At 65.8% G+C, this 24,718-nt stretch carries 24 protein-coding genes; 14 read left to right on the top strand and 10 right to left on the bottom strand.

The window, feature by feature from the left end; all coding sequences use genetic code 11:
- Window positions 1–81 precede the first annotated feature (81 nt).
- The 3 genes from EDE12_RS07290 to EDE12_RS07280 all read right to left on the bottom strand — a co-directional run bounded on the left by EDE12_RS07290 (window position 82) and on the right by EDE12_RS07280 (window position 5,064).
- Window positions 82–3,207 (bottom strand): efflux RND transporter permease subunit, encoded by a 3,126-nt coding sequence (locus EDE12_RS07290; protein ID WP_026597936.1) that lies wholly within the window; start codon window positions 3,205–3,207, stop codon window positions 82–84.
- Between the two features lie 11 nt (window positions 3,208–3,218).
- Entirely contained in the window at window positions 3,219–4,304 is a 1,086-nt protein-coding gene (locus EDE12_RS07285) for an efflux RND transporter periplasmic adaptor subunit (RefSeq protein WP_024878966.1), read from the bottom strand.
- Between the two features lie 169 nt (window positions 4,305–4,473).
- Window positions 4,474–5,064, bottom strand: a complete 591-nt coding sequence (locus EDE12_RS07280; protein ID WP_024878965.1) for a phosphatase PAP2 family protein — start codon at window positions 5,062–5,064, stop codon at window positions 4,474–4,476.
- Between the two features lie 352 nt (window positions 5,065–5,416).
- Between EDE12_RS07280 and dnaK the strand changes: the two genes are divergently transcribed.
- From dnaK to pyrF, 4 genes are all read left to right on the top strand, one after another.
- Window positions 5,417–7,318 (top strand): molecular chaperone DnaK, encoded by a 1,902-nt coding sequence (gene dnaK, locus EDE12_RS07275; protein WP_026597934.1) that lies wholly within the window; start codon window positions 5,417–5,419, stop codon window positions 7,316–7,318.
- Between the two features lie 542 nt (window positions 7,319–7,860).
- Complete coding sequence (gene dnaJ / locus EDE12_RS07270) at window positions 7,861–8,979, top strand: molecular chaperone DnaJ (protein WP_026597933.1); 1,119 nt, start codon at window positions 7,861–7,863, stop codon at window positions 8,977–8,979.
- Window positions 8,980–9,055: 76 nt separating this feature from the next.
- Window positions 9,056–9,661 (top strand): methyltransferase domain-containing protein, encoded by a 606-nt coding sequence (locus EDE12_RS07265; protein ID WP_026597932.1) that lies wholly within the window; start codon window positions 9,056–9,058, stop codon window positions 9,659–9,661.
- 1 nt (window position 9,662) lies between these two features.
- Window positions 9,663–10,379: an orotidine-5'-phosphate decarboxylase gene (gene pyrF, locus EDE12_RS07260; RefSeq protein ID WP_026597931.1), complete on the top strand. Its 717-nt coding sequence runs from the start codon at window positions 9,663–9,665 to the stop codon at window positions 10,377–10,379.
- A gap of 9 nt (window positions 10,380–10,388) precedes the next feature.
- Here the strand turns inward: pyrF and EDE12_RS07255 are convergent, their stop codons facing one another.
- Window positions 10,389–11,006 carry an HAD family phosphatase gene (locus EDE12_RS07255; RefSeq protein ID WP_026597930.1) on the bottom strand — a complete coding sequence of 206 codons (618 nt, stop codon included), beginning with the start codon at window positions 11,004–11,006 and terminating at the stop codon, window positions 10,389–10,391.
- A 122-nt stretch (window positions 11,007–11,128) separates the two neighbouring features.
- On the opposite strand from EDE12_RS07255, the gene xth reads away from it, so the two are divergent.
- The 8 genes from xth to EDE12_RS07215 all read left to right on the top strand — a co-directional run bounded on the left by xth (window position 11,129) and on the right by EDE12_RS07215 (window position 16,950).
- Window positions 11,129–11,905 (top strand): exodeoxyribonuclease III, encoded by a 777-nt coding sequence (xth, locus tag EDE12_RS07250; protein ID WP_026597929.1) that lies wholly within the window; start codon window positions 11,129–11,131, stop codon window positions 11,903–11,905.
- A gap of 247 nt (window positions 11,906–12,152) precedes the next feature.
- The gene (locus EDE12_RS07245) at window positions 12,153–12,620 is read left to right on the top strand and encodes a DNA polymerase III subunit chi (protein ID WP_026597928.1); all 468 of its coding nucleotides are present in this window, start codon (window positions 12,153–12,155) and stop codon (window positions 12,618–12,620) included.
- Window positions 12,602–13,312, top strand: coding sequence for a class I SAM-dependent methyltransferase (locus EDE12_RS07240; RefSeq protein WP_026597927.1), 711 nt, complete (start codon window positions 12,602–12,604; stop codon window positions 13,310–13,312). The genes EDE12_RS07245 and EDE12_RS07240 overlap by 19 nt, the downstream gene beginning before the upstream one ends.
- A 15-nt stretch (window positions 13,313–13,327) precedes the next feature.
- The gene (locus tag EDE12_RS07235) at window positions 13,328–14,386 is read left to right on the top strand and encodes an ABC transporter ATP-binding protein (protein WP_026597926.1); all 1,059 of its coding nucleotides are present in this window, start codon (window positions 13,328–13,330) and stop codon (window positions 14,384–14,386) included.
- Entirely contained in the window at window positions 14,383–15,300 is a 918-nt protein-coding gene (locus EDE12_RS07230; RefSeq protein WP_084768364.1) for an ABC transporter permease subunit, read from the top strand. The genes EDE12_RS07235 and EDE12_RS07230 overlap by 4 nt, the downstream gene beginning before the upstream one ends.
- The gene (locus EDE12_RS07225; protein ID WP_026597924.1) at window positions 15,297–16,091 is read left to right on the top strand and encodes an ABC transporter permease subunit; all 795 of its coding nucleotides are present in this window, start codon (window positions 15,297–15,299) and stop codon (window positions 16,089–16,091) included. The genes EDE12_RS07230 and EDE12_RS07225 overlap by 4 nt, the downstream gene beginning before the upstream one ends.
- A 48-nt stretch (window positions 16,092–16,139) precedes the next feature.
- Entirely contained in the window at window positions 16,140–16,430 is a 291-nt protein-coding gene (locus EDE12_RS07220) for a DUF1778 domain-containing protein (RefSeq protein WP_026597923.1), read from the top strand.
- Window positions 16,423–16,950, top strand: a complete 528-nt coding sequence (locus EDE12_RS07215) for a GNAT family N-acetyltransferase (protein WP_036290227.1) — start codon at window positions 16,423–16,425, stop codon at window positions 16,948–16,950. The genes EDE12_RS07220 and EDE12_RS07215 overlap by 8 nt, the downstream gene beginning before the upstream one ends.
- A gap of 10 nt (window positions 16,951–16,960) precedes the next feature.
- Here the strand turns inward: EDE12_RS07215 and EDE12_RS07210 are convergent, their stop codons facing one another.
- The 6 genes from EDE12_RS07210 to EDE12_RS07185 form a co-directional block, all read right to left on the bottom strand.
- Window positions 16,961–18,841 carry an AsmA family protein gene (locus tag EDE12_RS07210; protein ID WP_245275706.1) on the bottom strand — a complete coding sequence of 627 codons (1,881 nt, stop codon included), beginning with the start codon at window positions 18,839–18,841 and terminating at the stop codon, window positions 16,961–16,963.
- A gap of 242 nt (window positions 18,842–19,083) precedes the next feature.
- Entirely contained in the window at window positions 19,084–19,788 is a 705-nt protein-coding gene (lexA, locus tag EDE12_RS07205) for a transcriptional repressor LexA (RefSeq protein WP_018264383.1), read from the bottom strand.
- Window positions 19,789–19,948: 160 nt separating this feature from the next.
- Window positions 19,949–20,347, bottom strand: a complete 399-nt coding sequence (locus EDE12_RS07200; RefSeq protein WP_134188022.1) for a DUF5615 family PIN-like protein — start codon at window positions 20,345–20,347, stop codon at window positions 19,949–19,951.
- Entirely contained in the window at window positions 20,344–20,997 is a 654-nt protein-coding gene (locus tag EDE12_RS07195) for a DUF433 domain-containing protein (protein ID WP_026597919.1), read from the bottom strand. Before EDE12_RS07195 ends, EDE12_RS07200 begins: the two co-directional genes overlap by 4 nt.
- 119 nt (window positions 20,998–21,116) lie before the next feature.
- A complete protein-coding gene (locus tag EDE12_RS07190) occupies window positions 21,117–22,115 on the bottom strand; it encodes an LLM class flavin-dependent oxidoreductase (protein WP_026597918.1) in 999 nt (332 codons plus the stop codon).
- A gap of 69 nt (window positions 22,116–22,184) precedes the next feature.
- Window positions 22,185–22,418 (bottom strand): hypothetical protein, encoded by a 234-nt coding sequence (locus EDE12_RS07185; protein WP_026597917.1) that lies wholly within the window; start codon window positions 22,416–22,418, stop codon window positions 22,185–22,187.
- Between the two features lie 107 nt (window positions 22,419–22,525).
- On the opposite strand from EDE12_RS07185, the gene EDE12_RS07180 reads away from it, so the two are divergent.
- Complete coding sequence (locus tag EDE12_RS07180; RefSeq protein ID WP_026597916.1) at window positions 22,526–24,241, top strand: OFA family MFS transporter; 1,716 nt, start codon at window positions 22,526–22,528, stop codon at window positions 24,239–24,241.
- A gap of 10 nt (window positions 24,242–24,251) precedes the next feature.
- Window positions 24,252–24,704, top strand: coding sequence for a cupin domain-containing protein (locus EDE12_RS07175; RefSeq protein ID WP_024878947.1), 453 nt, complete (start codon window positions 24,252–24,254; stop codon window positions 24,702–24,704).
- Window positions 24,705–24,718 lie beyond the last annotated feature (14 nt).

The following is a 24,718-nucleotide window of genomic DNA, read 5'->3' as shown; positions in this document are numbered from 1 at the left end:
GCATTCTGGCAAACCGGAATGCGGCTATATTACCTTCCGCGCTCGGCAAACCGCTTCAGCCGCGGCGGGCGGGGCTCCCGCTCATTCCGCCACCCTCGGCAGCTCGCAATAAGCGAATTGCGCGGCAGCCGGCGGCGGCTGCGTCTCGACCAGCGTGTCGCCGAGCTTGCGGCGGAACCACATCGCATAGAGCGCCGGCAGGAACAGCACCGTCAGAAAGGTCGCGACGAAGAGGCCGCCCATTATGGTGAGCGCCATCGGCCCCCAGAACAGCGAGCGCGTCAGCGGAATCATGCCGAGAATGGCGGCCATCGCGGTGAGCGCCACCGGCCGGGCGCGGCGCACCGTGGCGCCGATGATGGCCTCGCGATAATTGGCGCCCTTCTCGAGGTCCTGACGCACCTGATCGACCAGGATGATCGAGTTGCGCATGTCCATGCCGGAGAGCGCGATGAGGCCGAGCAGAGCGACGAAGCCGAAAGGCGCGCCCGCGAGATTGAGCGCCAGCGAGGAGCCGATGAGGCCGAGCGGCGCGCTCATCATAACGAGGCCGAGCCGCGTGAAGTCCTGCAGCTGGAACATCACGATCACCAGCATGACGAGAATCATGACCGGCGCCACGGCGGCGATGGAGGAATTGGCCTTGGCGGATTCCTCGATCGCGCCGCCGATCTCGAGCCGATAGCCCGGCGGCAGATGCTCGCGAATCTCGGCGAGGCGCGGCCAAATGCGATTGGTGACGTCCGGCGCCTGCACGCCGTCCTTCACATCGGCGCGCACGGTGACGAGCATGTTGCGATTGCGCCGCCAGATGATCGGCTCCTCATGCTCATAGACGATCTTGGCGATCTGCGAGACGGGCACGGGCGCCCCCGCGCGCGTCAATATCACGATGTCGTCGAGCCGCCCGAGATCGCCGCGCTCGCCAGGCGTGGCGCGGGCGACCACATCGACGCGGTCTATGCCGTCGCGCAGGCTGGTGATCGTCACGCCGGAGACCATCATCTGCAGCCGATTCGCCACCTCTTGCGGCGTGAGGCCCATGACGCGCGCGCGGTCCTGATCGATGACGAGCCGCACCGCTGGCGTCTGCTCGTTCCATTGCAGATGCGGCTCAACGACGGCCTTGTCCTCGCGCATTAGATCGCGCACGCGATAGGCGATGGCGCGCACCTCCGCCGGATCGCGGCCGATGACGCGAAACTGCACCGGAAAGCCTACCGGCGGGCCGAAGTTGAAGCGATCGACGCGGGCGCGCGCCTGCGAGACGGCGCCATCCTCCAGCGCCTTCGACAGGCGGACCTTCAACCGCTCGCGCGCCTCGAGATCCTTGGCGACGATGACGATCTCCGCATAGGCCTCATTGGGCAGCGCCGGGCTGAGGCCGAGCCAGAAGCGCGGCGGGCCGCGGCCGATATAGCTCGTGTAATGGACGGCGTCCTCATCGCCCTTCAGCAGCTTCTCGGCCTCGTCCACCGCCGCGGCCGTCGCGAATATGGACGAGCCCTCCGGCATGCGTAGCTGGAAGAACAGCTCCGGCCGCTCGGAAATGGGGAAGAACTGCTTCTGCACATGGCCGAAGCCGAGGACCGCCGCGACGAAAATCCCCCCCGTCGCGCAAACGACGAGCAGGCGATTGTCGACCGCCCAGGTGATGAGCCGGCGCAGGCCGAGATAGAAGGGAGTCGAATAGATCGCCTCGGGATCGTGATGCGCATGGCGCGAGAAATCCGGCAGCAGCTTCACGCCGAGATAGGGCGTGAACAGCACGGCGACGAACCAGGAGGCGACGAGCGCCACGGCCAGCACAAAGAACAGCGAGCCCGTATATTCGCCGGTGGAGGAGGCGGCAAAGCCGACCGGCATGAAGCCCGCCACCGTCACCAGAGTGCCGGTGAGCATGGGAAAGGCCGTGGACGTCCAGGCGAAGGTCGCCGCGCTGATGCGATCTTCGCCCTGCTCCATCTTCACCGTCATCATCTCGACGGCGATGATGGCGTCATCGACCAGCAGGCCGAGCGCGATGATGAGCGCGCCGAGCGAGATGCGCTGAAGATCGACGCCAAAGGCGTTCATGAACACGAAGACGACGGCGAGCACCAGCGGCGCCGACAGGGCGACGATGATTCCGGTGCGAAAGCCGAGCGAGACGAAGCTCACGAAAAGGACGATGACCAGCGCCTCGACGAAGGAGCGCGTGAACTCGCCGACCGCATGAGAGACGACGGTCGGCTGATCGGCGATCTGCGTGATCTCTATGCCGACCGGCGTCTCGGCGCGAACCTCGGCCATTGTGGCCTCGAGATTCTTGCCGAGGGTGAGGACATTGCCGCCACGCGCCATCACCGCGCCGACAACGATGGTCGGCTCGCCCTTGTAGCGCGCCAGAAAGTTCGGCGGGTCCTGATAGCCAGACACGACATCGGCGACGTCGCCCAGGCGAAACACATGGCCGCTCGCCTCCACCGGCGTCGCGGCGATGGCCTCCGCGCCCTTCAGCGCGCCGGTGACGCGCAAGGGCACGCGATTGGCCGGCGTCTCGAAGACGCCAGAGGCGTTCACCGCATTCTGCTTGGCGAGCGATTCGAACAGCGCCTGCGGCGTCACGCCGAGATTGGCGAGCTTGGCCTGGCTGAACTCGACGAAGATCTTGCGATCCTGCTCGCCATAGACATTGACCTTGACGATGTCCGTCGTCTCCAGCAGGCGCTGGCGGAACATCTCCACGACGCGGTCGAGCTGGTGATAATCGGCGCCGGAGCCATGCACGGCGTAGAGCACGGCGTCGACGTCGCCGAATTCGTCATTGACGTCGGGGCCGATCACGCCCTGCGGCAGCTCCGGCTGAATGTCGTGGAGCTTCTTGCGCAATTGATAGAAGAGGGTCGGCACCTGCGCGGGCGGCGTCGTGTCCTTGAACGTCACCTGCATGGCGAGGAAGCTCGGCTTCACATAGGTCTCGATCTTCTCGAGATAGGGAAGCTCCTGCAGCTTCTTCTCCAGGCGGTCGGCGACCTGATCGCGCATCTCGAGCGCGGTGACGCCGGGCCAGATCGCGGTGAGATTGGCGACCTTGATGGTGAAGGACGGGTCCTCGGCGCGGCCGAGGCGGAAATAGGAGAAGACCCCGGCGATGGCCACGGCCAGAATCAGCGCCAGAGTGAGCGTCTGACGCTTGACCGCCCAAAGAGAGAGATTGAAGCCCATCGCCCCGCGCCTCACAGACTCTCGGCGTCGACCGGACGCACACGCTGGCCGGGATCGAGCTTATGGGCGCCGAGCACGACCACGCGGTCGCCCTCGGCGACGCCGGCGGTGATCAGCGCCGTCTTGGCCTCGTAGCGCAGCACGGAGACGGGCGCGAGGGTGAGCTTGCCGCCCTCCTCCACCTTCCACACGCTGGGGCCGGAGCCTTGATCGAACAGAGCCGCCAGCGGCAGAGCCGCGGCGACGCCCTGATCCTTGCCGGCGAGCGTCAGCGTCGCGCTCATGCCGAGCCCGACCTTCTCATCGGCGCCGACGATCGAATAGCGCGCGGAGAAGGTGCGGGTGGCGGCGTCGGCGGAAGCGCCGAGCTCGCGCAGGCTGGCGCGATAGGTCTTGGCTGGATCGGACCAGAGAAAGAGGCTCGCCTCCCCCGCTCCGGCGACGGAGGCGAAGGCCTCCGGCAGAGCGACGACGGCCTCGAGCGCGCCGGCGCGGGCGACGCGCACCGCCGCCTGACCCGCCGCGACCACCTGCCCCGGCTCGATGAAGGTCGCCGTCGCCACGCCGTCCGAATCGGCGCGCAGCGAGGCGTAATCCAGCGCATTCTTGGCGAGCTCGACGGCCCGCAGCGCGCGCTGCTGGCGGCCGCGCGCCTCCTCGGCCTGGGCTTTCTGGCGATCGAGCGCCGCCTGCGCGGTCCAGCCATCCTTGCGCAAGGTCTGCGCGCGGCGCTCGTCGGCGGCGGCCTGCTCCAGCGCCATGCGCGCGGCGGAGAGTTCCGCCTCGGCCTGCTCCTTCTGCAGGCGCAGATCGGCCTCATCCAGCACCGCCAGAAGATCGCCGGCCTTGACGGCCTGCCCATTCTCGACGAGGCGGCGCACCACCTTGCCGGCGACGCGGAAGGATTGGTCGGTCTCGACGCGAGGACGGATGGCGGCGACGAATTGGCGCGTCGGCGAGCGCGGCGCGTAATGAACCGGCGCGACGAGCACGACCCGCGCCGGGTCCTCGGCCTTGCGGCCGGAATTGTCACAGGCGGAAAGCAGGAGGAGAATGGATAACGCCGCCGCGGACCGCAACAATCGACTCTTCTGCATTGCGGCGTTTCTCCGCCAAAAACGCTATTCCTATCGTGTCGAATCGCACGCTTCGTGATGAAAATCAAATATTGTCAGGCGTCAGCCGCGCCGCGCGAGAAGAGCCTATCCGCTTCCGGCCCCGAGGTTTTTTCGAAAGCGCAAAAGAAACAAGATAGAAACATTGGAGCTAGAGCGACAGCATCTCGGCGAGCCGTGTCGCAATGCGCTCGAGCGGCCCTTCTACTTCTATGCTGAGCCCGATCTGGGACTGAATCGCGACAGCGACGATGAAGAAGACGATGATCGCCGGAGCGCCGATCGAGACCTGCGCCGGGGCGGCGCGCAGAAACACGCCGAATGACGCCAAGCCTATGAAAAATCCGGCGAAAGCCTCCGGCTCCGTATGCGCGCCCTGCGCCACTCTGATGATGGCGACGAGCACGGCCGCCGCCAGGCAGAGGGCGGCGGCCAAAATTCCGGCGCGCTTCTCGCGAACGCGCATGAAAATTGCGGAGAGCGGCAGGAAGAAGGCCGCCGCGAGCGCGGCGTGGCCGCTGGGGCTGTGCAGCGCCGGCGGGCCGAAGGCCATGGAGATTATCTTGGCGAAGGTCGCCATGACGCCGCAGACCGCTATGGCGCCGAGGAATGCGACGGCCGCGCGGCGATCGCCGGCCGCCCACAGCGCCGCGGCGAGGCCGCCGCTCGCCGGCAGGACGAAGCCGGCGTCGCCGAGGACGGCGACGATTCGCAGAATGGGTTCGATCGAGTGGGGAAGCACGCGTCGGCCTGTTCGCAATCAGAGTTCGGAAATAGGCGCGGGCTCGTCCGCGGCCGAGCTTCGCTTCGCGAATCGCTGCGAGGAGAATAAGCGAAAGCGAGCCCGAGCGGCAAAGCCGACGGAAGAACAGAAAATCCCGGCCCCGACGGCGCTTGCCGCCATGGGAGCCTTCATTCTATATGCCCGGCGCGCTCTATATGCAGATCGCACTTGCGCCGATGCAGGCCGATTACAATCTGAAGTGACGATGAACAGCCGATGCGCGGCGGGCTGAAAATGCGAGCCGCCGAAGGATCGGCGACATACGGGCCGCTTCGGGACCCGATTTCGAAAGAACGAAAGGAACGGCGATATGGCTAAAATCATCGGCATCGACCTCGGCACGACGAATTCCTGCGTGGCCGTCATGGAAGGGTCGAGCCCCAAGGTCATCGAGAACGCGGAAGGCGCGCGCACGACGCCGTCCATCGTCGCTTTCACAGAGGACGGAGAGCGTCTCGTCGGCCAGCCCGCCAAGCGTCAGGCGGTGACCAATCCGGAGCGCACCTTCTTCGCGATAAAGCGACTCATCGGTCGTTCCTTCGACGATCCGATGACCAAGAAGGACATCGGCCTCGTCCCCTATAATATCGTCAAGGCCCCCAATGGCGACGCCTGGGTGCAGTCGGACGGCAAGCAATATTCGCCCTCGCAGATTTCCGCCTTCATCCTGCAGAAGATGAAGGAGACGGCCGAGGCCTATCTCGGCCAGACCGTGACTCAAGCGGTCATCACCGTTCCCGCTTACTTCAACGACGCCCAGCGTCAGGCCACCAAGGACGCCGGCAAGATCGCCGGTCTCGAGGTGCTGCGCATCATCAACGAGCCGACAGCGGCCGCGCTCGCCTATGGCCTCGACAAGAAGGGCGCCGGCACGATCGCGGTCTATGACCTCGGCGGCGGCACCTTCGACGTGTCCATCCTCGAGATCGGCGACGGCGTGTTCGAGGTGAAGTCCACCAATGGCGACACCTTCCTCGGCGGCGAGGACTTCGACGGCCGTCTCGTCGAATATCTCGCCGGCGAGTTCAAGAAGGAGCAGGGCATCGATCTCACCAAGGACAAGCTCGCCCTTCAGCGCCTGAAGGAAGCCGCCGAGAAGGCGAAGATCGAGCTCTCCTCCGCGACGCAGACGGAAATCAACCTGCCCTATATCACCGCCGACTCCTCCGGCCCGAAGCATCTGACGCTGAAGCTGACGCGCGCGAAATTCGAGGCGCTGGTCGACGATCTCATCCAGCGCACCATCGAGCCCTGCCGCAAGGCGCTGAAGGACGCCGGCCTCTCCGCGGCCGAGATCGGCGAGGTGGTGCTCGTCGGCGGCATGACCCGCATGCCGAAAGTGCAGGAGGTGGTGAAGCAGTTCTTCGGCAAGGAGCCGCATAAGGGCGTCAACCCGGACGAGGTGGTCGCCATCGGCGCGGCGGTGCAGGCCGGCGTTCTGCAGGGCGATGTGAAGGACGTTCTGCTGCTCGACGTGACGCCTCTGTCGCTCGGCATCGAGACGCTGGGCGGCGTGTTCACGCGCCTCATCGACCGCAACACGACCATCCCGACCAAGAAGAGCCAGGTGTTCTCCACGGCCGAGGACAATCAGACCGCCGTCACCATTCGCGTCTTCCAGGGCGAGCGTGAGATGGCGCAGGACAATAAGCTGCTCGGCCAATTCGATCTCGTCGGCATTCCGCCGGCGCCGCGCGGCGTGCCGCAGATCGAGGTGACCTTCGACATCGACGCCAATGGCATCGTCAATGTGACGGCGAAGGACAAGGCCACCAATAAGGAGCAGCAGATCCGCATCCAGGCCTCCGGCGGCCTGTCGGACGCCGACATCGACAAGATGGTCAAGGACGCCGAGGCGCACGCCACCGAGGACAAGGCGCGCCGCGAGCTCGTCGACACCAAGAACCATGGCGAGGCGGCCGTGCATTCGGCCGAGAAGTCGCTGGCCGAGTTCGGCGACAAAGTGTCGGCCGCCGACAAGAGCGCGATCGAGGCCGCCATTGCGGCGCTGAAGACCGCGCTCGAGGGCGAGGACGCCGAGGCGATCAAGACCAAGAGCAATGAGCTGACCCAGGCTTCGATGAAGCTCGGCGAGGCGATGTACAAGGCCCAGCAGTCCGAAGGCGCCGCCCCGACGGGCGAGACCCATGCGCAGGACGACGTCATCGACGCGGATTTCAAGGAAGTCGGCGGCGACGAGAAGAAGAAGTAACAAACAAGGCGGTTCGTCGAAAGGGCGCTCCCTTCTCCCGCTCACGGGAGAAGGTGGCCCTCGCGTCCGCGAGGGTCGGATGAGGGTCCCTGTCGCATTCCGCCGACATTCGACGACGCTGTAGAGCGCCACCTGATCCAACTGGATCGGATGGCGCTCTCGCCTTTTTTCGCTGGAGCGAATTCTAATCGATCGACCGTTTCCGTTCGATCGGAAAGCGCTCTAAGCTCGCGGAACCCTCATCCGACCCGGCTGCGTCGGGCCACCTTCTCCCACGAGTGGGAGAAGGAGAGGCGCGTCGAGAGCGAGCGCGGCCAGCCTCGGTTCACGCCCGCCACGCTTTTCGCGCTGAGACAGTCGACGCTGACAAACAGGATCGGGCGCAATTTCGCCGAGGCGCGAAAGACCCCAGCGGGTTCGGAAACGCGACTTTGGCGCGTCCGTCAAACCGTGGTAACAAATTTTCCGAGTTCCTATATCGGCTGCGATCCTCGGCGCTTCCGCCCGCAGGACGCCTTCCCCAACTCCTATCGACCGACCCCATGTCCAAACGCGACTTCTACGAAATTCTCGGCGTCGCCAAGACCTCGACCGACGTCGAGCTCAAGATCGCCTTTCGCAAGGCCGCGATGCAATATCATCCGGACCGCAATCCCGGCGACTCGGAGGCCGAGGCGCGCTTCAAGGAGGTCAACGAGGCCTATCAATGCCTCTCCGACACGCAGAAGCGCGCCGCCTATGACCGGTTCGGCCACGCCGCCTTCGAGCAAGGCGGCGGCTTCGGCGGCGGCGACGGCTTCGCCGCCTCCATGGCCGATATTTTCGACGATCTCTTCGGCGAGGTGATGGGACGGCGCGGCGGCGGCCGCGGCTCCGCTCGCGAGCGCGGCTCGGACCTGCGCTACAATATGGAGATCACGCTGGAGGAGGCCTTCCACGGCAAGGCGGCGACGCTGAAGCTGCCGACCTCCGTCTCCTGCGAGCCCTGCGGCGGCACAGGCGCCAAAAAGGGCTCCAAGCCCAAGACCTGCCCTACCTGCGCCGGCCATGGCCGCGTTCGCGCCCAGCAGGGCTTCTTCGCCATAGAGCGCACCTGCCCCACCTGCCAGGGCCGCGGCGAGGTGATCGACAATCCCTGCTCCGCCTGCTCGGGAACCGGCCGCGCCACCATAGAGCGCACGCTCTCGGTCAATGTGCCGCCCGGCGTCGAGGACGGCACGCGCATCCGCCTCGCCGGCGAGGGCGAGGCCGGGCTGCGCGGCGGCCCCTCCGGCGACCTCTATATTTTCCTGTCGGTGAAGCCGCATACGTTCTTCCAGCGCGACGGGGCCGATCTCTATTGCCGCGTGCCGATCTCCATGGTGCGCGCGGCGCTCGGCGGCAAGATCACCGTCCATACGATCGACGGCGGCGAGACCGAGATCAAAATCCCCGAAGGCGCCCAAACCGGCAAGCAGATCAAGGTGAAAGCCAAGGGCATGCCGCTGCTGCGCGGTCGCGAATCGGGCGATCTCTATGTGCAGATCAGCGTCGAGACGCCGCAAAGTCTCACTAAGCGCCAACGGGAGCTGCTCACCGAATTCGAGGAGGAATCGTCCCACCAGACGCATCCGGAGGCGACCGGATTCTTCGCGAAGATGAAAGACCTGTTCGGCAAATGAGGCGGACGCCATTGACCGGGCGTGCGACCTCATACATGTTCGCGCGCGTTTGGAACGATCGAGAGGCTGTCTCAGCGTGTCACTGAATATCGAGCCACTGAAATCCGCTCTCGCCGATAATGCGCGCTTTCTGCGGTCTTGGATGGAAAATCCTCGCGGCGTCGGCGCCGTCTCGCCCTCGGGGCCTATGCTCGCCCGCGCCATGGCGAGCTATGTCGATCTTTCCCGCGAGGGGCCGATCGTCGAGCTCGGACCGGGCACCGGCCCGGTCACGCAGGCGCTGCTCGAGCATGGGGTTCCCGCCTCGCGCCTGCTGCTGGTCGAATATGAGACCGCTTTTTGCGATCTCCTGCGCCAGCGCTTTCCGGGCGTCGAAGTGGTGCAGGGCGACGCCTATTCGCTGAAGCAGACGCTCGCCGGCAAGGTCGAAGGGCCGATCTCCACCATTGTCTCGAGCCTGCCGCTGCTCAACCAGCCCGAATCGGACCGGTTGCGCCTGCTCGACCAGGGCTTCGAGATGATGGCGCCGGGCGGCATCATCATTCAGTTCACCTATGGCCTGTTCTCGCCCATGCCGCTGAAGCGCCATCCGAATGGCTCCGCCTTCACGGCTGCGGGCTCGCAGGTCTGGGCGAATATTCCGCCGGCGCGCGTGTGGCGCTACAGCCGGCGGGCGGGCTGACATGACGAATGGCGCGACGATCCCGGCGCGAGATCGCCTCATCGTCGCGCTGGACGTCGACGGTGTGGAAGCGGCGCGCGTGCTCGTCGCGCGGCTCGGCGATTCGGTCTCCTTCTATAAGATCGGCATGGAGCTCGCCTATGGCGGCGGCCTGCCGCTGGTCGAGGAGCTGAAGGCCGGCGGCAAGAAGGTCTTCGTCGATCTGAAGCTGCACGACATCGGCCAGACGGTCGAGCGCGCGACGCGGCAGATCGCCCGGCTCGGCGCGGATTTCCTCACCATTCACGGCTTTCCGCAGACGATGCGCGCCGCCCGCCAGGGCGCAGGCGACCGCGGCCTGCGGCTGCTCGCCGTCACGGTGATGACCTCCTATGACGATTCCGATCTCGCTGAGGCCGGCTATTCCATCGGCGTCGCCGAGCTGGTTTCGCGCCGCGCGATTCAGGCGAAGGACGCGGGAATCGACGGGCTGATCCTGTCGCCGCAGGAAGTGGCGCCGATTCGCGCGCTCGTCGGGCCGAAAATGGCGCTGGTGACGCCGGGCGTGCGCCCCGCCGGCGCCGCGCTCGGCGATCAGAAACGCGTGATGACGCCGGGCGAGGCCATCGCCGCCGGGGCGGATCATCTCGTCGTCGGCCGGCCGGTGACGCAGGCGCCCGCCCCACGCGCCGCCGCGGACATGATCGTTGCGGAAATCTCCGCCGCTATGGGCGGCTGAGCGCGCCCTTCACAGCAGCGCCAGCTCCCGCAAATCGCGCTCGACCTGCTCCGGACTCTCGAAGCGCGTCGCATGCATTCCCACGGCGCGGGCGCCTTCCACATTCGCCGCCGAATCATCGATGAAAATGCAGGCGGCCGGATCGAGCCCGTAGCTCTCGAGCAGCAGCCGATAGATGGCGGCGTCGGGCTTCAGCAGCCCCACCCGGCCGGAAACGACGACGCCCGCGAAGCGCTGGAAAAAGGCGAAGCGCTCATAGGTCTCGCAATATTTCTCATCCGAGAAATTGGTGAGCCCATAGAGCGGCGTCCCGCGCGCGGCGAGCCGCTCCAGCAGCGCCACCGTGCCGGCGATGGGGCCGGTGATCATCTCGCTCCAGCGCGTGTCATAGGCGCGAATGAGATCGGCGAGATCGGGATAGAGCGCGACGCGCTCGGCCACCGCCTCGGCGAAGGGCCGCCCGCGATCCAATTCCAGATTCCAATCCGAGGTGCAGACCTCGCCAAGGAAGCGCTCCATCGCCTGCGAATCGTCGAAGAGCTTGCGATAGAGATAGCGGGGATTCCAATCGACCAGCACATTGCCGACATCGAAGACGACGGTGGTGACGCGAGATTTCACGAACATTCGGGGGCTCCAGGCTCGAGGCGAGCATATAGCCTCGGCCTGTGACGACAATTGGAGCGGAACGTTTCATTCCGGCGGCGCGCGCGCTATGACGAGGTCCGGTCCATGACCGGGAGCCCGCCTTGCGCATCGCCACTTGGAACGTCAATTCCGTCCGCCAGCGGCTGGAGCCGCTCACCGCCTATCTGCGCGAGGTCGCGCCGGACGTGCTGTGCCTGCAAGAGATCAAATGCGAGGACAAGGCCTTCCCGCGCGCCGAGATCGAGGACCTCGGCTATAATGTCGAGACGCATGGGCAGAAGACCTTCAACGGCGTCGCCATTCTCTCCAAGACGCCGATAGAGGTGGTGCGCGGCCTGCCCAAATTCGAGCATGATCCGCAGGCCCGCTACATAGAGGCGGTGGTCTCCACCGATCATGGCGCCCTGCGCGTCGCCAGCATCTATCTGCCCAATGGCAATCCGCCGGACACCGAGAAATACCCATATAAGCTCGCCTTCATGGACTGCCTCATCGCCCATGCGGCGAGCCTTCTGGCGCTCGAGGAGCCGGTGGTTCTGGCCGGCGACTACAATGTCATTCCCGCGGCCGGCGACGTCCATGACCCCAAAGCCTGGGCCGGCGACGCGCTGTTCCTGCCGCAGACGCGCGCCAAATTCCAGGAGCTGCTGAACCTCGGCTATACGGAGGCTTTCCGCGCCTCGACCGACGCCACCGGCCTCTACACATTCTGGGATTATCAGGCCGGCGCCTGGCAGAAGAACAATGGCATTCGCATCGACCATCTTCTGCTCTCGCCGCAAGCCGCCGACCGCTTGCAGAGCGTGACCATCGACAAGGAGCTGCGCGCCGGCGCCAAGCCCTCCGACCATGTGCCGATCAGATGCGAGCTGGAATGACCGGCGCCGTCATCGCTCGCGACCGGAGGCATGATCGCCGAAGGAGGCGCTCCACCCTCCCCTCGAGGGGGAGGGTCGGCCGGCTTAGCCGGACGGGGTGGGGTGTCCCCGAGATTCGGGAGGTCACCCCCACCCGAGCGCCTGCGGCGCTCGACCTCCCCCCTCGAGGGGGAGGTGGGGGCGCAGCCGATTGTATGCTCGCTCGCGTGACGCCCATGATCACGCGCGAAGCATGGAAGCTCACGCCATGACCGATGTCTGGTTCTATCATCTCCAGCGCCTCCCGCTGGAGAGCGCTCTGCCCAAGCTGCTCGAGCTATCGCTGGCGCGCGACTGGCGCGTCGTGGTGCAGGCGACCAGCGCGCGGCGGCTGGAGGCGCTCGACGATCTGCTCTGGTCCTATGCGGGGGATGGTTTTCTGCCGCATGGCTCGGCCAAGGACGACGATCCCGAGACGCAGCCGATCTTCCTCACCATCGGCCGGGACAATCCCAATCGCGCCCATGTCCGCTTCTTCGTGGAAAATGCGGAGCTGTCTCCCGTGCTCGCAAACCCTGCGAGCGCGCCGGAAGACCGCGCCATACTCATGTTCGACGGCAATGACGACGCGGCGGTGCTGGCCGCGCGCGCGCAATGGCGGCAGCTGAAGACGGACGGCCACACGCTCTCCTATTGGCGCCAGAGCGAGGAAGGCAAATGGGAGAAGCAGGCGTGACCGAGGAGTTTTTCGCGCGCCGCGCCGCTGCGCGAGCCCGTCTCGACGAGATCGACCCGCATAAGAGGCCCGGCGGCGTCGAGGCCGATCCGCAGCGCAAGGATTGGTTCGAGGCCGTCTATCGCCTCGCCGAGGGCGACGCCGCCGGTGTGCCATGGGCGCATCTCGCGCCGCATCCGCTGCTCGCCGACTGGCTCGCGACCCGGCGCCTCGACGGGTTGCGCGCGCTCGATATCGGCTGCGGTCTCGGCGACAACGCCGAGGCGCTCGCCGACGCCGGCGCGCGCGTGACCGCCTTCGACCTCGTCGAGGACGCCGTCGCCTGGGCGAAGCGCCGCTTTCCACAGAGCGCCGTCGATTATCGCGTCGCCGATCTCTTCGCTACGCCGGAAGAATGGCGCGGAGGCTTCGATCTCGTCCATGAATGCTACACGCTGCAAGCCCTGCCCGACACGCTGCTGGATGCAGCGGCGCAGGCGCTCTCCGGCCTCATCGCGCCGGGCGGGCTGCTGCTCGTCATCGCCCGCGCCCGCGATGAGGGCCAGGAGGCCTCCGGCCCGCCCTGGCCGCTGCCGCCGAGCCGCATCGAAGCGCTCGCCGTGGGCGGCTTGCGTTGCGAGACGCTCGAGGATATTTCCGCGACGAACGCCATGGTCCGCCATTGGCGCGCGGCCTTCCGCCGGGACGGCTGACGGGACGGGAGCGAAATGACCGACGCGCCGCTACTCTCGATCAAAGGCGCGTCCAAGCGCTTCGGCGCGATCGCGGCGCTCGAGGACGTTTCGCTCGAGGTGGGCGCGGGCGAGTTTTTCGCGCTGCTCGGCCCGTCGGGCTGCGGCAAGACCACGCTGATGCGCCTCGTCGCCGGCTTCGAGACCTTGGACGCCGGCCGCATCGAGATCGGCGGCGCCGATATGAGCGGCGCGCCGCCGCATCGCCGGCCGGTCAATCTCATGTTCCAATCTTACGCGCTGTTTCCGCATCTCTCCGTCTTCGACAATATAGCCTTCGGCCTGCGCCGCCAGGGCAAGGGCAGAGCGGAGATCGCCGCCCGCGTCGCCGAGCTGCTGCAAATCGTGCGGCTCGAGGGCGTCGAGGCGCGCCGGCCCGACCTTCTCTCCGGCGGCCAGCGCCAGCGCGTGGCGCTCGCGAGAGCCCTCGCGCCCGGCCCGCGGCTGCTGCTGCTCGACGAGCCCTTGGGCGCGCTCGATCGGCAATTGCGCGAGGAGACGCAATTTCAGATCAAGGAAATCCAGCGCCGGCTGAAGACGAGCTTCGTCGTCGTCACGCATGATCAAGACGAGGCGCTGGTGATGGCCGATCGCATCGCCGTGATGCGCGCCGGCCGCATAGAGCAGATCGGCGCGCCGACAGAGGTCTATGAGCGCCCCGCGACGCGCTTCGTCGCCGGCTTCATCGGCCAGATGAATTTCCTCGAGGGCCATATCGAGAACGGCGCTTTCGTCGGCGCCTTCGGCCGTCTGCCGGCGGAAGGCGGCGGTCTCTTACAAGGCGCGAAAGCCGTGCTCGCCGTGCGGCCGGAGCGCATCGCCATCGCGCCAACGACGCAAGAAAACCCAGGCTTGGACGGCGTGGTGGAAGACGTCGCCTTTCGCGGCGAGACGACGCATTTTCGCCTGCGCCTCCCCGGCGGCGAAACTTTGCGCGTCTCGCGCGGCGCCGATAGCGGCGCGCCTTTTTGCGTCGGCGATGCGGCGCGCATCTCCATCGCGCCCGAAGCCGGGCGCATTTTCGCGAGCGAATGATGCCGGAGGGCGGCAAAAGACGCAGGCTCACGCGCGGCGAGATGCTGGTCATCGCCGCGCCCTACGCCTGGATCGCGCTGTTCTTCCTCGCGCCTTTCGCGCTGATCGTCAAAATCTCGCTGTCGCATCCGGCGCAGACGCGCCCGCCCTATGAGCCCGTCTTCGATGGCGCCGGCCTCGCCGGCTTTTTCGAGAAGCTCTCGCAGCTCGGCCTCGACGCCTATCGCGGCCTCGCCGAGGACACGCTCTATCTCGATTCCTATCTCTCCTCTTTGACCATCGCGGGCGGCGCGACGCTGATCTGCCTTCTCATCGCCTATCCTTTCGCGCTCGCCATAGCGCGCGCGCCGCGCCGCTTGCGCCCCGTGCTCATCGGCTTCGCTGTCGCGCCCTTTTGGACGAGCTTTCTGATCCGCGTCTACGCCTGGATCACGCTGCTGAAGGACGAGGGGATCATCAATCATGCATTGATGGCGCTCGGCGTTATCGACGCGCCTCTGCCCATGTTCGCGACCAGCGGCGCGGTGGTCGTCGGCATCGTCTATTCCTATCTGCCCTTCATGCTGCTGCCGCTCTATGCGGCGATCGAGAGGCAAGACGCTTCGCTACGCGAGGCCGCCGCCGATCTCGGCGCGACGCCGTTCCAAGTCTTTCTGCATGTCACTTTGCCGCTGTCGCGCCGCGGCATCGTCGCCGGCGCGCTGCTCGTCTTCATTCCCTCGGTCGGCGAATTCGTCATTCCCGATCTGCTCGGCGGCTCCGACACGCTGATGATCGGCCGCACATTATGGAATGATTTCTTCGCCAATCGCGATTGGCCGGCGGCCTCCGCCGCAGCTGTGGCGCTGCTCGCTCTGCTGCTCGTCCCCATTCTTCTCTATGAGCGCGCGCAATTGCGCGAGGGTGCGCGATGAGCGGCGCGCGTCTTCTGCGCCTCGCCGCGCTCCTTCTCGGCTTCGGCTTTCTCTATGGGCCGATCGTCATATTGGCGACGATGAGCTTCAACGCCTCGCGGCTGGTGACAGTGTGGGGCGGCTTCTCCACCAAATGGTACGCCGCCCTCCTCCATGACGAGCAAATGTTGCGCGCGGCACAGATCAGCCTCTCCGCCGCGGCGCTCTCCGCGCTCATCGCGACGCTCAACGGATTGCTGGCGGCGCTGGCGCTGGCGCGTTTCGGCGGCTTCCGCTCGCGCACGCTCTTCGCGGGCTCCATCTATGCGCCGCTGGTGATGCCGGAAGTGGTGCTCGGCCTCGGCCTGCTGCTGGTTTTCGTCGCTTTCGGCGTCGAGCGCGGCTTTCTCACCCTCGTGCTCGCGCACGCCTCCTTCACAATGTGCTTCGCCACTGTGATGATCCACGCCGCGCTGAAAGGCTGCGACCGCACGCTCGAGGAAGCGGCGATGGATCTCGGCGCGACGCCGGTCCGCGCCTTCGCGCTCGTCACCCTGCCGCTGATCGCGCCCTCCGTCGTCAGCGCCTATCTCCTCGCCTTCATCATCTCGCTCGACGATCTCGTGATCGCCAGCTTCACCACCGGCCCCGGCGCCACCACCTTGCCGATGCGCATCTATTCGCAAGTGCGGCTCGGCGTCTCGCCGGAGGTCAACGCCATCTCGACCCTGCTGCTCGGCTTGGTCGCCGTCGCGCTCGGCCTTTCGGCGCTGCTCACGCGCGGGCGCGCCAAGGGCGGCGGGGCGGGGTAAGGCGCGCGGATGTTGACATTGTAAACACACAACGCCATCTTCGAGCGCATGAAACCCTCGCCGCCGCTCGCCGAAGTCAATATTCACCTGCGCGCCCGCGAGCAGGACCGCTCGCTCATCGACCAGGCGGCCGAATTGACGGGAACCAATCGCTCGCAATTCATGCTCGCCTCCGCCTTGAGCGCGGCCAAGAATGTCCTGCTCGATCAGACGACGATCGTGGCGGACCGACGGGCCTTTCGAAAAATTCTCGATTGGATGGATACGCCGGCTTCCGGCGAGGAAGAGGCGGGCATGAAGCGGCTCGCCGCGAGCAGAGCCCCTTGGCGGAATGGCTGAAACGCGAGCGTCTCTCGAGCCGCCCGCGCCACTGAGCGAGAGCCATGAGCTCACAGATTTTCGCTGCGGCGAAACGGTTCTGGACGAATGGCTGCACAGGCGCGCCCTCGCCAATATGGAGGCTGGCGCGAGCAAAACCTATGTGCTCTGCGCCACTGGCTCGCAACAGGTCGTCGGCTTCTACGCGCTGAGCATGGGCCAAATTCTCGACCGGGAAGCGCTCGGCTCCATGCGGCGAAACATGCCGCGACATATTCCTTCGGTGATCCTCGGGCGCCTCGCCATAGAGGCGGGCTGGCAGGGACGCGGCATAGGCAGAGCCCTGCTTCACGACGCGGTTTCACGCTCGCTGCGCGCCGCGCGCGAAGTAGCCGCCCGCCTCCTCGTCGTGCACGCGATCTCGCCGACGGCGGAGGCCTTCTACCGCCATCATGGCTTCATGCGGCTGCCCGTGGAAACGCCGACGCTGGCGCTCGATCTCGTGAAGCTCGAACGGGTGATCGGAAAAGAAGCGGGCTAGGGGAAAAGCCTCACCGCTCCTTCGCCGCGCCCGCTTCCGGCTCGACGCGCGGCAGCAGCGGCGCGGCCGCGCCCGAGCGCTTGATCAGCGCGGCGGCGTCCGGCGCGAAGACGGGATCGTCCCAGGCGCCGGAGAGATCGAAGCCGATCTGCACGCCCTTCTCGCGCGGCTTGCCGGCGGCGTCGGCCTCATTGGCCTGCGCCTTCATCGCGAGGCTGCGCTCGGGAATGCGCGTCTGGCCGGCGAAGGCCAGCGCGAAGCCCGGCCCATGCGCCTGGCCGTCCTCTATATTCGCGGTTCCTTTGACGATCTTGATGGTCGCGCTGGCGCGATCCACCAGCGAATGGCCGGAGCGAATATCCATCGCGCTCGACAAAGGCCGCTTGTCGACGCGGCGCAGCGCGCGCTCGAGATCTATGCCGCCGACCTCGCCCTCGCTCAGCGTGAGGCTGGCGCGGCCGTCGAGATCGCGCGTGATCTGCGCGACGCTGTCGCCAGTGGCGTCGAGCGTGAAATTGGCGTCCAGCGCGCCGCCGAGATCGGGCCGTGCGGCGAGGTCCCAGGCGAGCGCGCCGGCGTCGACCCCGGTCAGCTGCGCATTGCCGTGAAACTCCAGCGCGCCCGCCGCATTGGCGGCGAAAGTGGCGCGGCCCTTCACCGTCCCCTTATAGGCCTGCGCCTCGGCGAGCGAGAGCTCGAGCCTTCCGCCGCGCAGCAGCAGCGATAGAGCGGCGTCCTCGAGATTCAGCCGCAATATGCGGGCGCGCGTCGCCGAAAGTCGTAGATCGACATCGGCGTCCTGAATATTCGGCAGGGTGAAAGCGTCGCGGCTCCATTGGCCGTCGGCGCCGGAGAGCGGCGGCAGATCGGCGATCATCGGCTTCAGCGACACGAAATTGCTGGCGAGAGTCGCATGGACGATGGGCTTGTCGCCCTCGTGGCGCAGCGCGAATGTGCCCTCGAACTCATTGTCGTCGGCCGAGAGCTTCACATCGGTGAGCTGAAAATCGCGCAGGCCGACGCTGGCCTTGGCGGAGAGCTGCACATTCTCGAAGGCGCCGGGCAGCGGCGCGCTCACCTTGGCGAGGCCGAGCGCATGGCGCAGCGAGGGCGAGGAGGCGGTGAGGCGCCCCATATAGCGCGGCTTGGCGCCGATCTGGCCGAAGCCTTCCGCCTCCAGACGGACGCTGTCCGAATCGAGCCGCACAGTGACCGGCGTCTGCTCGCCGCGCAGCAGCGCGCCGGGCTTCAGCACCCAGAGCATGGCGCGCGGCCGCTCGCCGCCCCAGGAGAAAGCGGCGTCGAGCGTCGCCGGCGAGCCGACGGTGCGCCAATCGAGCGTCGCGTCAATGTCCTGCAGCGTTTCCTCGCCGCCCGAATATTTGAGCCTTGCGACGCCGGAGACGATGGAGACGCCGCCGAGCCGGGCGCGATCGGCCTTCTCGGCCGCCGGCGTCGAGGGCCGCGCCGCCGCGGCGCGCACGGCCGCGCCGGCCGTGCTCATCGGCTTGCGATCGAGATCGACCTCTATGGCGGGGCGGATGAGCTCGATATCGGCGATTTCCAAACGGCCGGCGAGCAGCGGCAGCAGCAGCACATTGCCGTGCAGCCTCTCGGCCTCGATAGTCAGCGCCGCATTGGGATCGGCGAAGGCGATGCTGTCTATGGTGATGTGCGGGCGCGGCAGCAGCGAGAAGGTCGAGCGGCCTTTGGCGGCGATGAACAGCCCGGAGGAGGCGTTGAGCTGGCCCGAAATCTCCTCGAGCAGCGCATTGGTCGAGAAGGTCCAAGGCGCGAGCGCCGCGCCGAGCGCCACTGCGGCGACGGCGCCGAGAGCGATCAGCCAGCGGCGCGAGAGGCGCGGGAAAGGCAGGCGGCGGCTTTGGCCCAAGGGCTTGGATCCTTCGATTTCGCGCAGCGGGCCGGTCGAGTGCGACATTCCATCGTCCATGTAGAAAAGAAGCGGGCGGCCGCGGGCCGCTGGCGACACAGCGCGCGCCCTCGGCGAGGGCGCGAGACGAGAGCAACATGCCTTTATCGCTCTGCCGCTACGCGAAAAGGCCCGCGCGCCAAAAGCGCGCGAGGCCGGACCATGGCGGCAAAGGGCGGCGAGATCGTGGCGGCGCGAGGCTCTCAGTATTTGCGCAGAAGGCTGACCAGACGCCCCTGGATGCGGACGCGATCCGGCCCGAAAATGCGCGTCTCATAGGCCGGATTGGCGGCCTCCAGCGCTATGGAGGCGCCGCGCTTGCGCAGGCGCTTCAATGTCGCCTCCTCCTCGTCGATGAGGGCGACGACGATATCGCCGGTGTCGGCGCTGTCCTGCTTCTTCACCACGACGACGTCGCCGTCGAGAATGCCGGCCTCGATCATCGAATCGCCGCGCACCTCGAGCGCGAAATGCTCGCCGCCGCCGAGCATATCCGGCGGCAGGCTGATGGTGTGGCTGCGATTCTGCAGAGCGGAAATGGGCGTGCCGGCGGCGATGCGGCCCATGACCGGAATCGCCACCTGCTGATCGGACTCCGGCTCGCCGGCCGGGACGGGGCGCACGCGGCCGAGCGCGCCCTCAATGACCGAGGGCGAGAATTTGCCGCCGCGCGCGGCGACGCGAGGCGTCGCCGATTCGGGCAGGCGCAGCACCTCGAGCGCGCGGGCGCGATTGGGCAGTCGGCGGATGAAGCCGCGCTCCTCGAGCGCGAGAATGAGCCTGTGAATGCCGGATTTGGAGCGCAGATCGAGCGCGTCCTTCATCTCGTCGAAGGAGGGCGGCACGCCGGTCTCCTTCAGGCGCTCATGGATGAAGCGCAGCAGATCGCTCTGTTTCTTGGTCAGCATGGAAGCCCCCCGGCGCCGCCCGCCCGCGTCGCGCCACGTCCGAACCCGGCCATGATGGCGCGGGTTCATAAACAAATCATGAACGGGAGGATAAGCGTTCTCGGTGCGTTCTGCAAGGGCGGTGACGCGAATACCCAATTGGTCGAGCGCTGAGCCCAATTCAACGCTTGATCGAGATCGTTCCCGGATAAATCTCGACGAAAACACGCCTTCCTTCGCGGTCTCGGCTTCGGCGCCACTCGTGCTCGATCACCGACATCGCGTCTGCAGCGCGCTGCGCAGCCTTCACGGTTTCACACGAAAATTTGATAAGGCTCAGATTTATAAATCGCCTTTTACTGATCCCATTTTCTTTCGCGAGCTGCTTCATATCGCCGTCGAGGCTCACGAGGATCGCCTCGTTTGCTTCGGCCAATGTGCAAACAAGCGGGTCTGGCGACCCTCGCGCGCCGGCGTCTCGAAGATAGATTACGTGGTGTCCCGCATCGGAAAAGACGCGCCCGACGCTGTCCGGCACGCATTCATCGAGGAACAAACGTAGGCGAATCTTCTCTGTCACGCGGCCTTGTTTTTCGACTTGTAAGAAATAGCGGCTTCTATGTCTTCTCTCGTAAGCGTCGGATATTCAGATCGAATCTGCTCGACAGTGTATCCAGCGTCGGCAAAGCTCTTGATCGCTTTCACAGGAACTCGCGTCCCAGCGATTACGGGAGAATTACTAACGACGTGCCGATGCGTCTCCACCGTCCCTATCATCGAAGAGGAGCGTTCAGACATTTGCTGCACGTCGCGCTTGGTATCCGAGACCACTTTTTCAAGCGGTATCCCTATCGCATATTGTCCGCTGACGATCTCTTTTTGCTTCCCATCGGCTGGGTCTACAAAATTCACTTTCCGCTTGAGAACATACAGAGTCGTTCGAGCCCATGCTCCATTGTCCATGGAGCACAGCCTTTTTGCCACTTCGCGAATATGCTGCACCGACACAGAATACTGCTTCGTCAGCACATTCAACACTCTTAAGGCGGCGATATCCTGAAACGAATAGACGCGACTGAACGGCGCACGACGATCCGTGGCGGCAAACTGTGGGCAAAACAGTCGCGTCTTGTCCCAATAACGGAGCTGATTCACAGTAATCCCGGTAAGACGGGACGCCTGCTCCTCCGTAAAGGCCGAAACGATCTCATTAGGCGGATTGTGAGCCATAAAGCACCCTACCGCGTTTAAATAGGCCGCAAAAGATAGAAATTCGATGGCCGAACCATGACAGGCGCCGATAGCCGCTGGAACGCAACGGTTATGAGAGCGGAACTCAATCGCCCCCTCTACTGCGCCGCCGCCGCCTCCACCCCCAGCATCGGCCGCACATGGCGCGCGAAATCCTCGAGCGAGCGCAAATTTTTCTCTGGGTCGCGGGAGATCGGCTTCAGCAATATCGCCCGCGCGTCGGTCTCCTCGCGATAGGCGGCGATCTTCTCCGCCACTTCGTCGAAATCGCCGATCAGCGAGCGTTGCAGCAGCCCTTCCTCGGTCAGCGAGGCCGGCGCCGCGCCGTCCTGGCGGGCGAAATTGCCGCGCATGCGCTCGGCGAAGCGGGAGAGGAAGGGAACAGCCTCGGCCAGCGCCTGCTCGCGGCGCGGCGCAGCGAAATAAAAGCGCGCCATGGTGAAGCGCGGATCGCCCTCCGGCCCCGCGGCCTCGCGATAAATGCGCAAGGTCTCCTTGATCTGCTCTATGGGGAAAGGCGGGCCGGCCATCACGCCATGGCCATTGCGCGCGGCGTAGCGAATCGCCCCCGGCGTGGTGGTGGCGAGATAGGTGGGGATGGGCTTTTGCAGCGGGCGCGGCGTGAGGCTGAGGCCATTGGCCTCGTAATGCGCGCCGGTGAAAGTCACCTTGTCCTCATAGAGCAGGCGGTTGACGAGGCCGAGCGCCTCCAGAGTCATCTCCCGCGTCGAATCCTTGCCGGCGCCGAAATGGCGATTCTGCAATTCGAAAGGTCCGCCGCGCGCCACGCCAAAATCGAACCGGCCCTTGGAGAGAAGGTCGATGGTGGCGACATCCTCCGCCACCTGAATCGGGTTGCGGAAGGCGAGCAGCACCGCGGCCGAGCCGAGCCTTATCGTGGTCGTCACGCCCGCGAGATAGGAGAGAAGCGTGAGAATGGAGGGACAGGCGGCGTCCGGCTCGAAATGATGCTCGGCGACCCAGGCCTCCTCGAAGCCGAGCGCCTCGGCGTGGCGCACCAGGCGCGTCTGCGTCTCGAAGCAGCGCGCGAAATCCTGCTGCGGGTTTTCGTAAGTGGAGAAGACGCCGAACCGCATGGCGAGGGCCTCGAGATGCGCGCCGCCGCTCCCATGCGCGCCTTGGCTATATACGGCAGTTACATATTGTCATACAGAATATGGACGCAAAAGCCCGCCCGCAAGCGCAAAAACATTGGCGTCGCGTGCGAATTTCGGTCGGCCGATAGAAAGCTCTCGTCCAATCCGGCGGATAGGCGTCATAATAGAGAAATCAAATAAAGCGACGAGAAAAACATATTGATCGATCATCGGCGCTGTGACGATTTTCCGATAGAAAGAGTTGAAAAAGTCGCAACGCTCGGCATTGTCGAAAACCAGCACGCGCCGCGAGGGCGCTCATCGCGAAAAAGCGGGCGCCGCGGGGGCGGCGTTCGGGGGACCGCTCACGACGCCGCAGAGGAAACGCGGCTCGATTTTCGGAGGATTTCATGTCGGTAGCCGCTATGCCATCCCGGCAATTTTTCAGCCGGGAGCGCTCCATCGCAGCGCCCGGCTTCAACCGTTGGCTGGTGCCGCCGGCGGCTCTCGCCGTGCATTTGTGCATCGGCATGGCCTATGGATTCAGCGTGTTCTGGCTGCCGCTGTCGCGCGTCATCGGCGGCGCCGAGCCGAAGGCCTGCCCCGCGGATATGGGCTTTTTCGCCAGCGTCTTCGCCACGAGCTGCGATTGGAAGATCAGCATGCTCGGCTGGACCTTCACGCTGTTCTTCGTCTTTCTCGGCTCCTCGGCGGCGGTGTTCGGCCATTGGCTGGAGACGGCCGGTCCGCGCAAGGCGGGCCTGGCGGCGTCGGTATGCTGGTGCGGCGGCCTGCTGATCTCGGCGGCCGGCGTCTATCTGCATCAAATATGGATGCTGTGGCTCGGCTCCGGCGTCATCGGCGGCATCGGCCTCGGGCTCGGCTATATTTCGCCGGTCTCGACGCTCATCAAATGGTTCCCGGACCGGCGCGGCATGGCGACCGGCATGGCGATCATGGGCTTCGGCGGCGGCGCGATGATCGGCGCGCCGCTCGCCGACAGGCTGATGTCCTTTTACGCGACGCCCGGCTCGGTCGGCGTGTGGCAGACTTTCGTCACCATGGCGGCGATCTATTTCGTCTTCATGGTGGGCGGCTCGCTCGGCTATCGCGTGCCGCGCGACGGCTGGAAGCCGGAGGGCTGGGCGCCGTCCACGACGGCCGCCAACAAGATGGTGACGAGCCGCCACGTACATCTGAACGTCGCCTGGAAGACTCCGCAATTCTGGCTGCTATGGGCGGTGCTGATGCTCAATGTCAGCGCCGGCATCGGCGTGCTCGGCATGGCCTCTCCCATGCTGCAGGAAGTGTTCGGCGGCAAGCTCATCGGCCTCGACATTGGCTTTTCCGAGCTCGACGCGGCGCAAAAGGCGAAGATCGCCGCCATCGCCGCAGGCTTCACCGGCCTGCTCAGCCTCTGCAACATCGGCGGCCGCCTCGCCTGGGCGACATGGTCCGACAAGCTCGGCCGCAAGACCACCTACGCCGTCTTCTTCATCCTCGGCATTATTCTCTATTCGGCCGCGCCCTGGGCCGCGCAGCAGGGCAATATCGTGCTCTTCGTGCTGTTCTTCTGCGTGATCCTGTCCATGTATGGCGGCGGCTTCGCCACTATTCCCGCCTATCTCGCCGATATTTTCGGCACGCATTATGTGGGCGCGATTCACGGCCGTCTGCTCACCGCCTGGTCGACGGCGGGCGTGCTCGGTCCGGTGCTCGTCAATTATCTGCGCGACTATCAGCTCGACCACGGCGTCGCGCGTGACGCGGTCTATAATCAGACCATGTATATTCTCGCCGGCCTGCTCATTCTCGGCCTCATCTGCGATCTCTCGGTGCGGCCGGTCGCCGAGAAGCTGTTCATGACCGATGAGGAGGTCGCCGCGGAAAAGAAGACCAGCGTCGCCGCCATCGCGCAGGAAGAAAGAGAGCCGCACGCCGATTTCGAGGATTATGTCGAGGAAGGACAGGCTGCGGAAGCCGCTGCGGCCGAGGCGCGCCGCGCCGCCGCCGCGCAGAATGGCAATTCGCGCATTCTGCTCTTCGCCGCCTGGGCCGCCGTCGGCGTTCCGCTCGCCTGGGGCGTGTCGATCACGCTGCAGAAGACCTTCGTCCTCTTCCACTGACGGAGGCCTCATGCGCGCGCGCAATCTTCTCGGCTTCGCGCTGGCGTTCTTCGCCGGCGCGGCGCTGGCCGACGGCCCGCCGCCGGCCATGCTGCAGAGCGAATTGAAATATGCGCCCGTGCCGATCTTTTCAGGCGTCAGCGCCGCGCCGGTCAGCGGCACGGCGACGCAGCCGGGCGCGCTCTATGCGCTCTCGGTGAAATATGCGGCCGGCGCGAAATCGCTGCCGCATACGCATCCCGATGCGCGCCTGGTGACGGTGATCTCCGGGCGCTTCTACGCCGGCGTCGGCGGCGAGCTCGACGAGAAATCGCTGCGCCTCCTCGGCCCCGGCGATTCCATCGTCGTGCCGGCGGAGACGGTTCATTTCGGCTGGGCGAAGGACGGTGAGGTCCTATTGCTCGAGACTGGCGTCGGCCCTTCCGGCGCCAGCCTGTGGCCAAAGCCCGCTCCACAGCGCTGATCGCCTTCTTGTCT

The sequence above is a fragment of the Methylosinus sp. sav-2 genome (genome assembly GCF_004366495.1).
Taxonomy (GTDB): Bacteria; Pseudomonadota; Alphaproteobacteria; order Rhizobiales; family Beijerinckiaceae; genus Methylosinus.
The sequence above is the reverse complement of the archived record's forward strand: the minus strand, read 5'-3'. Positions and strand labels throughout refer to the sequence as shown.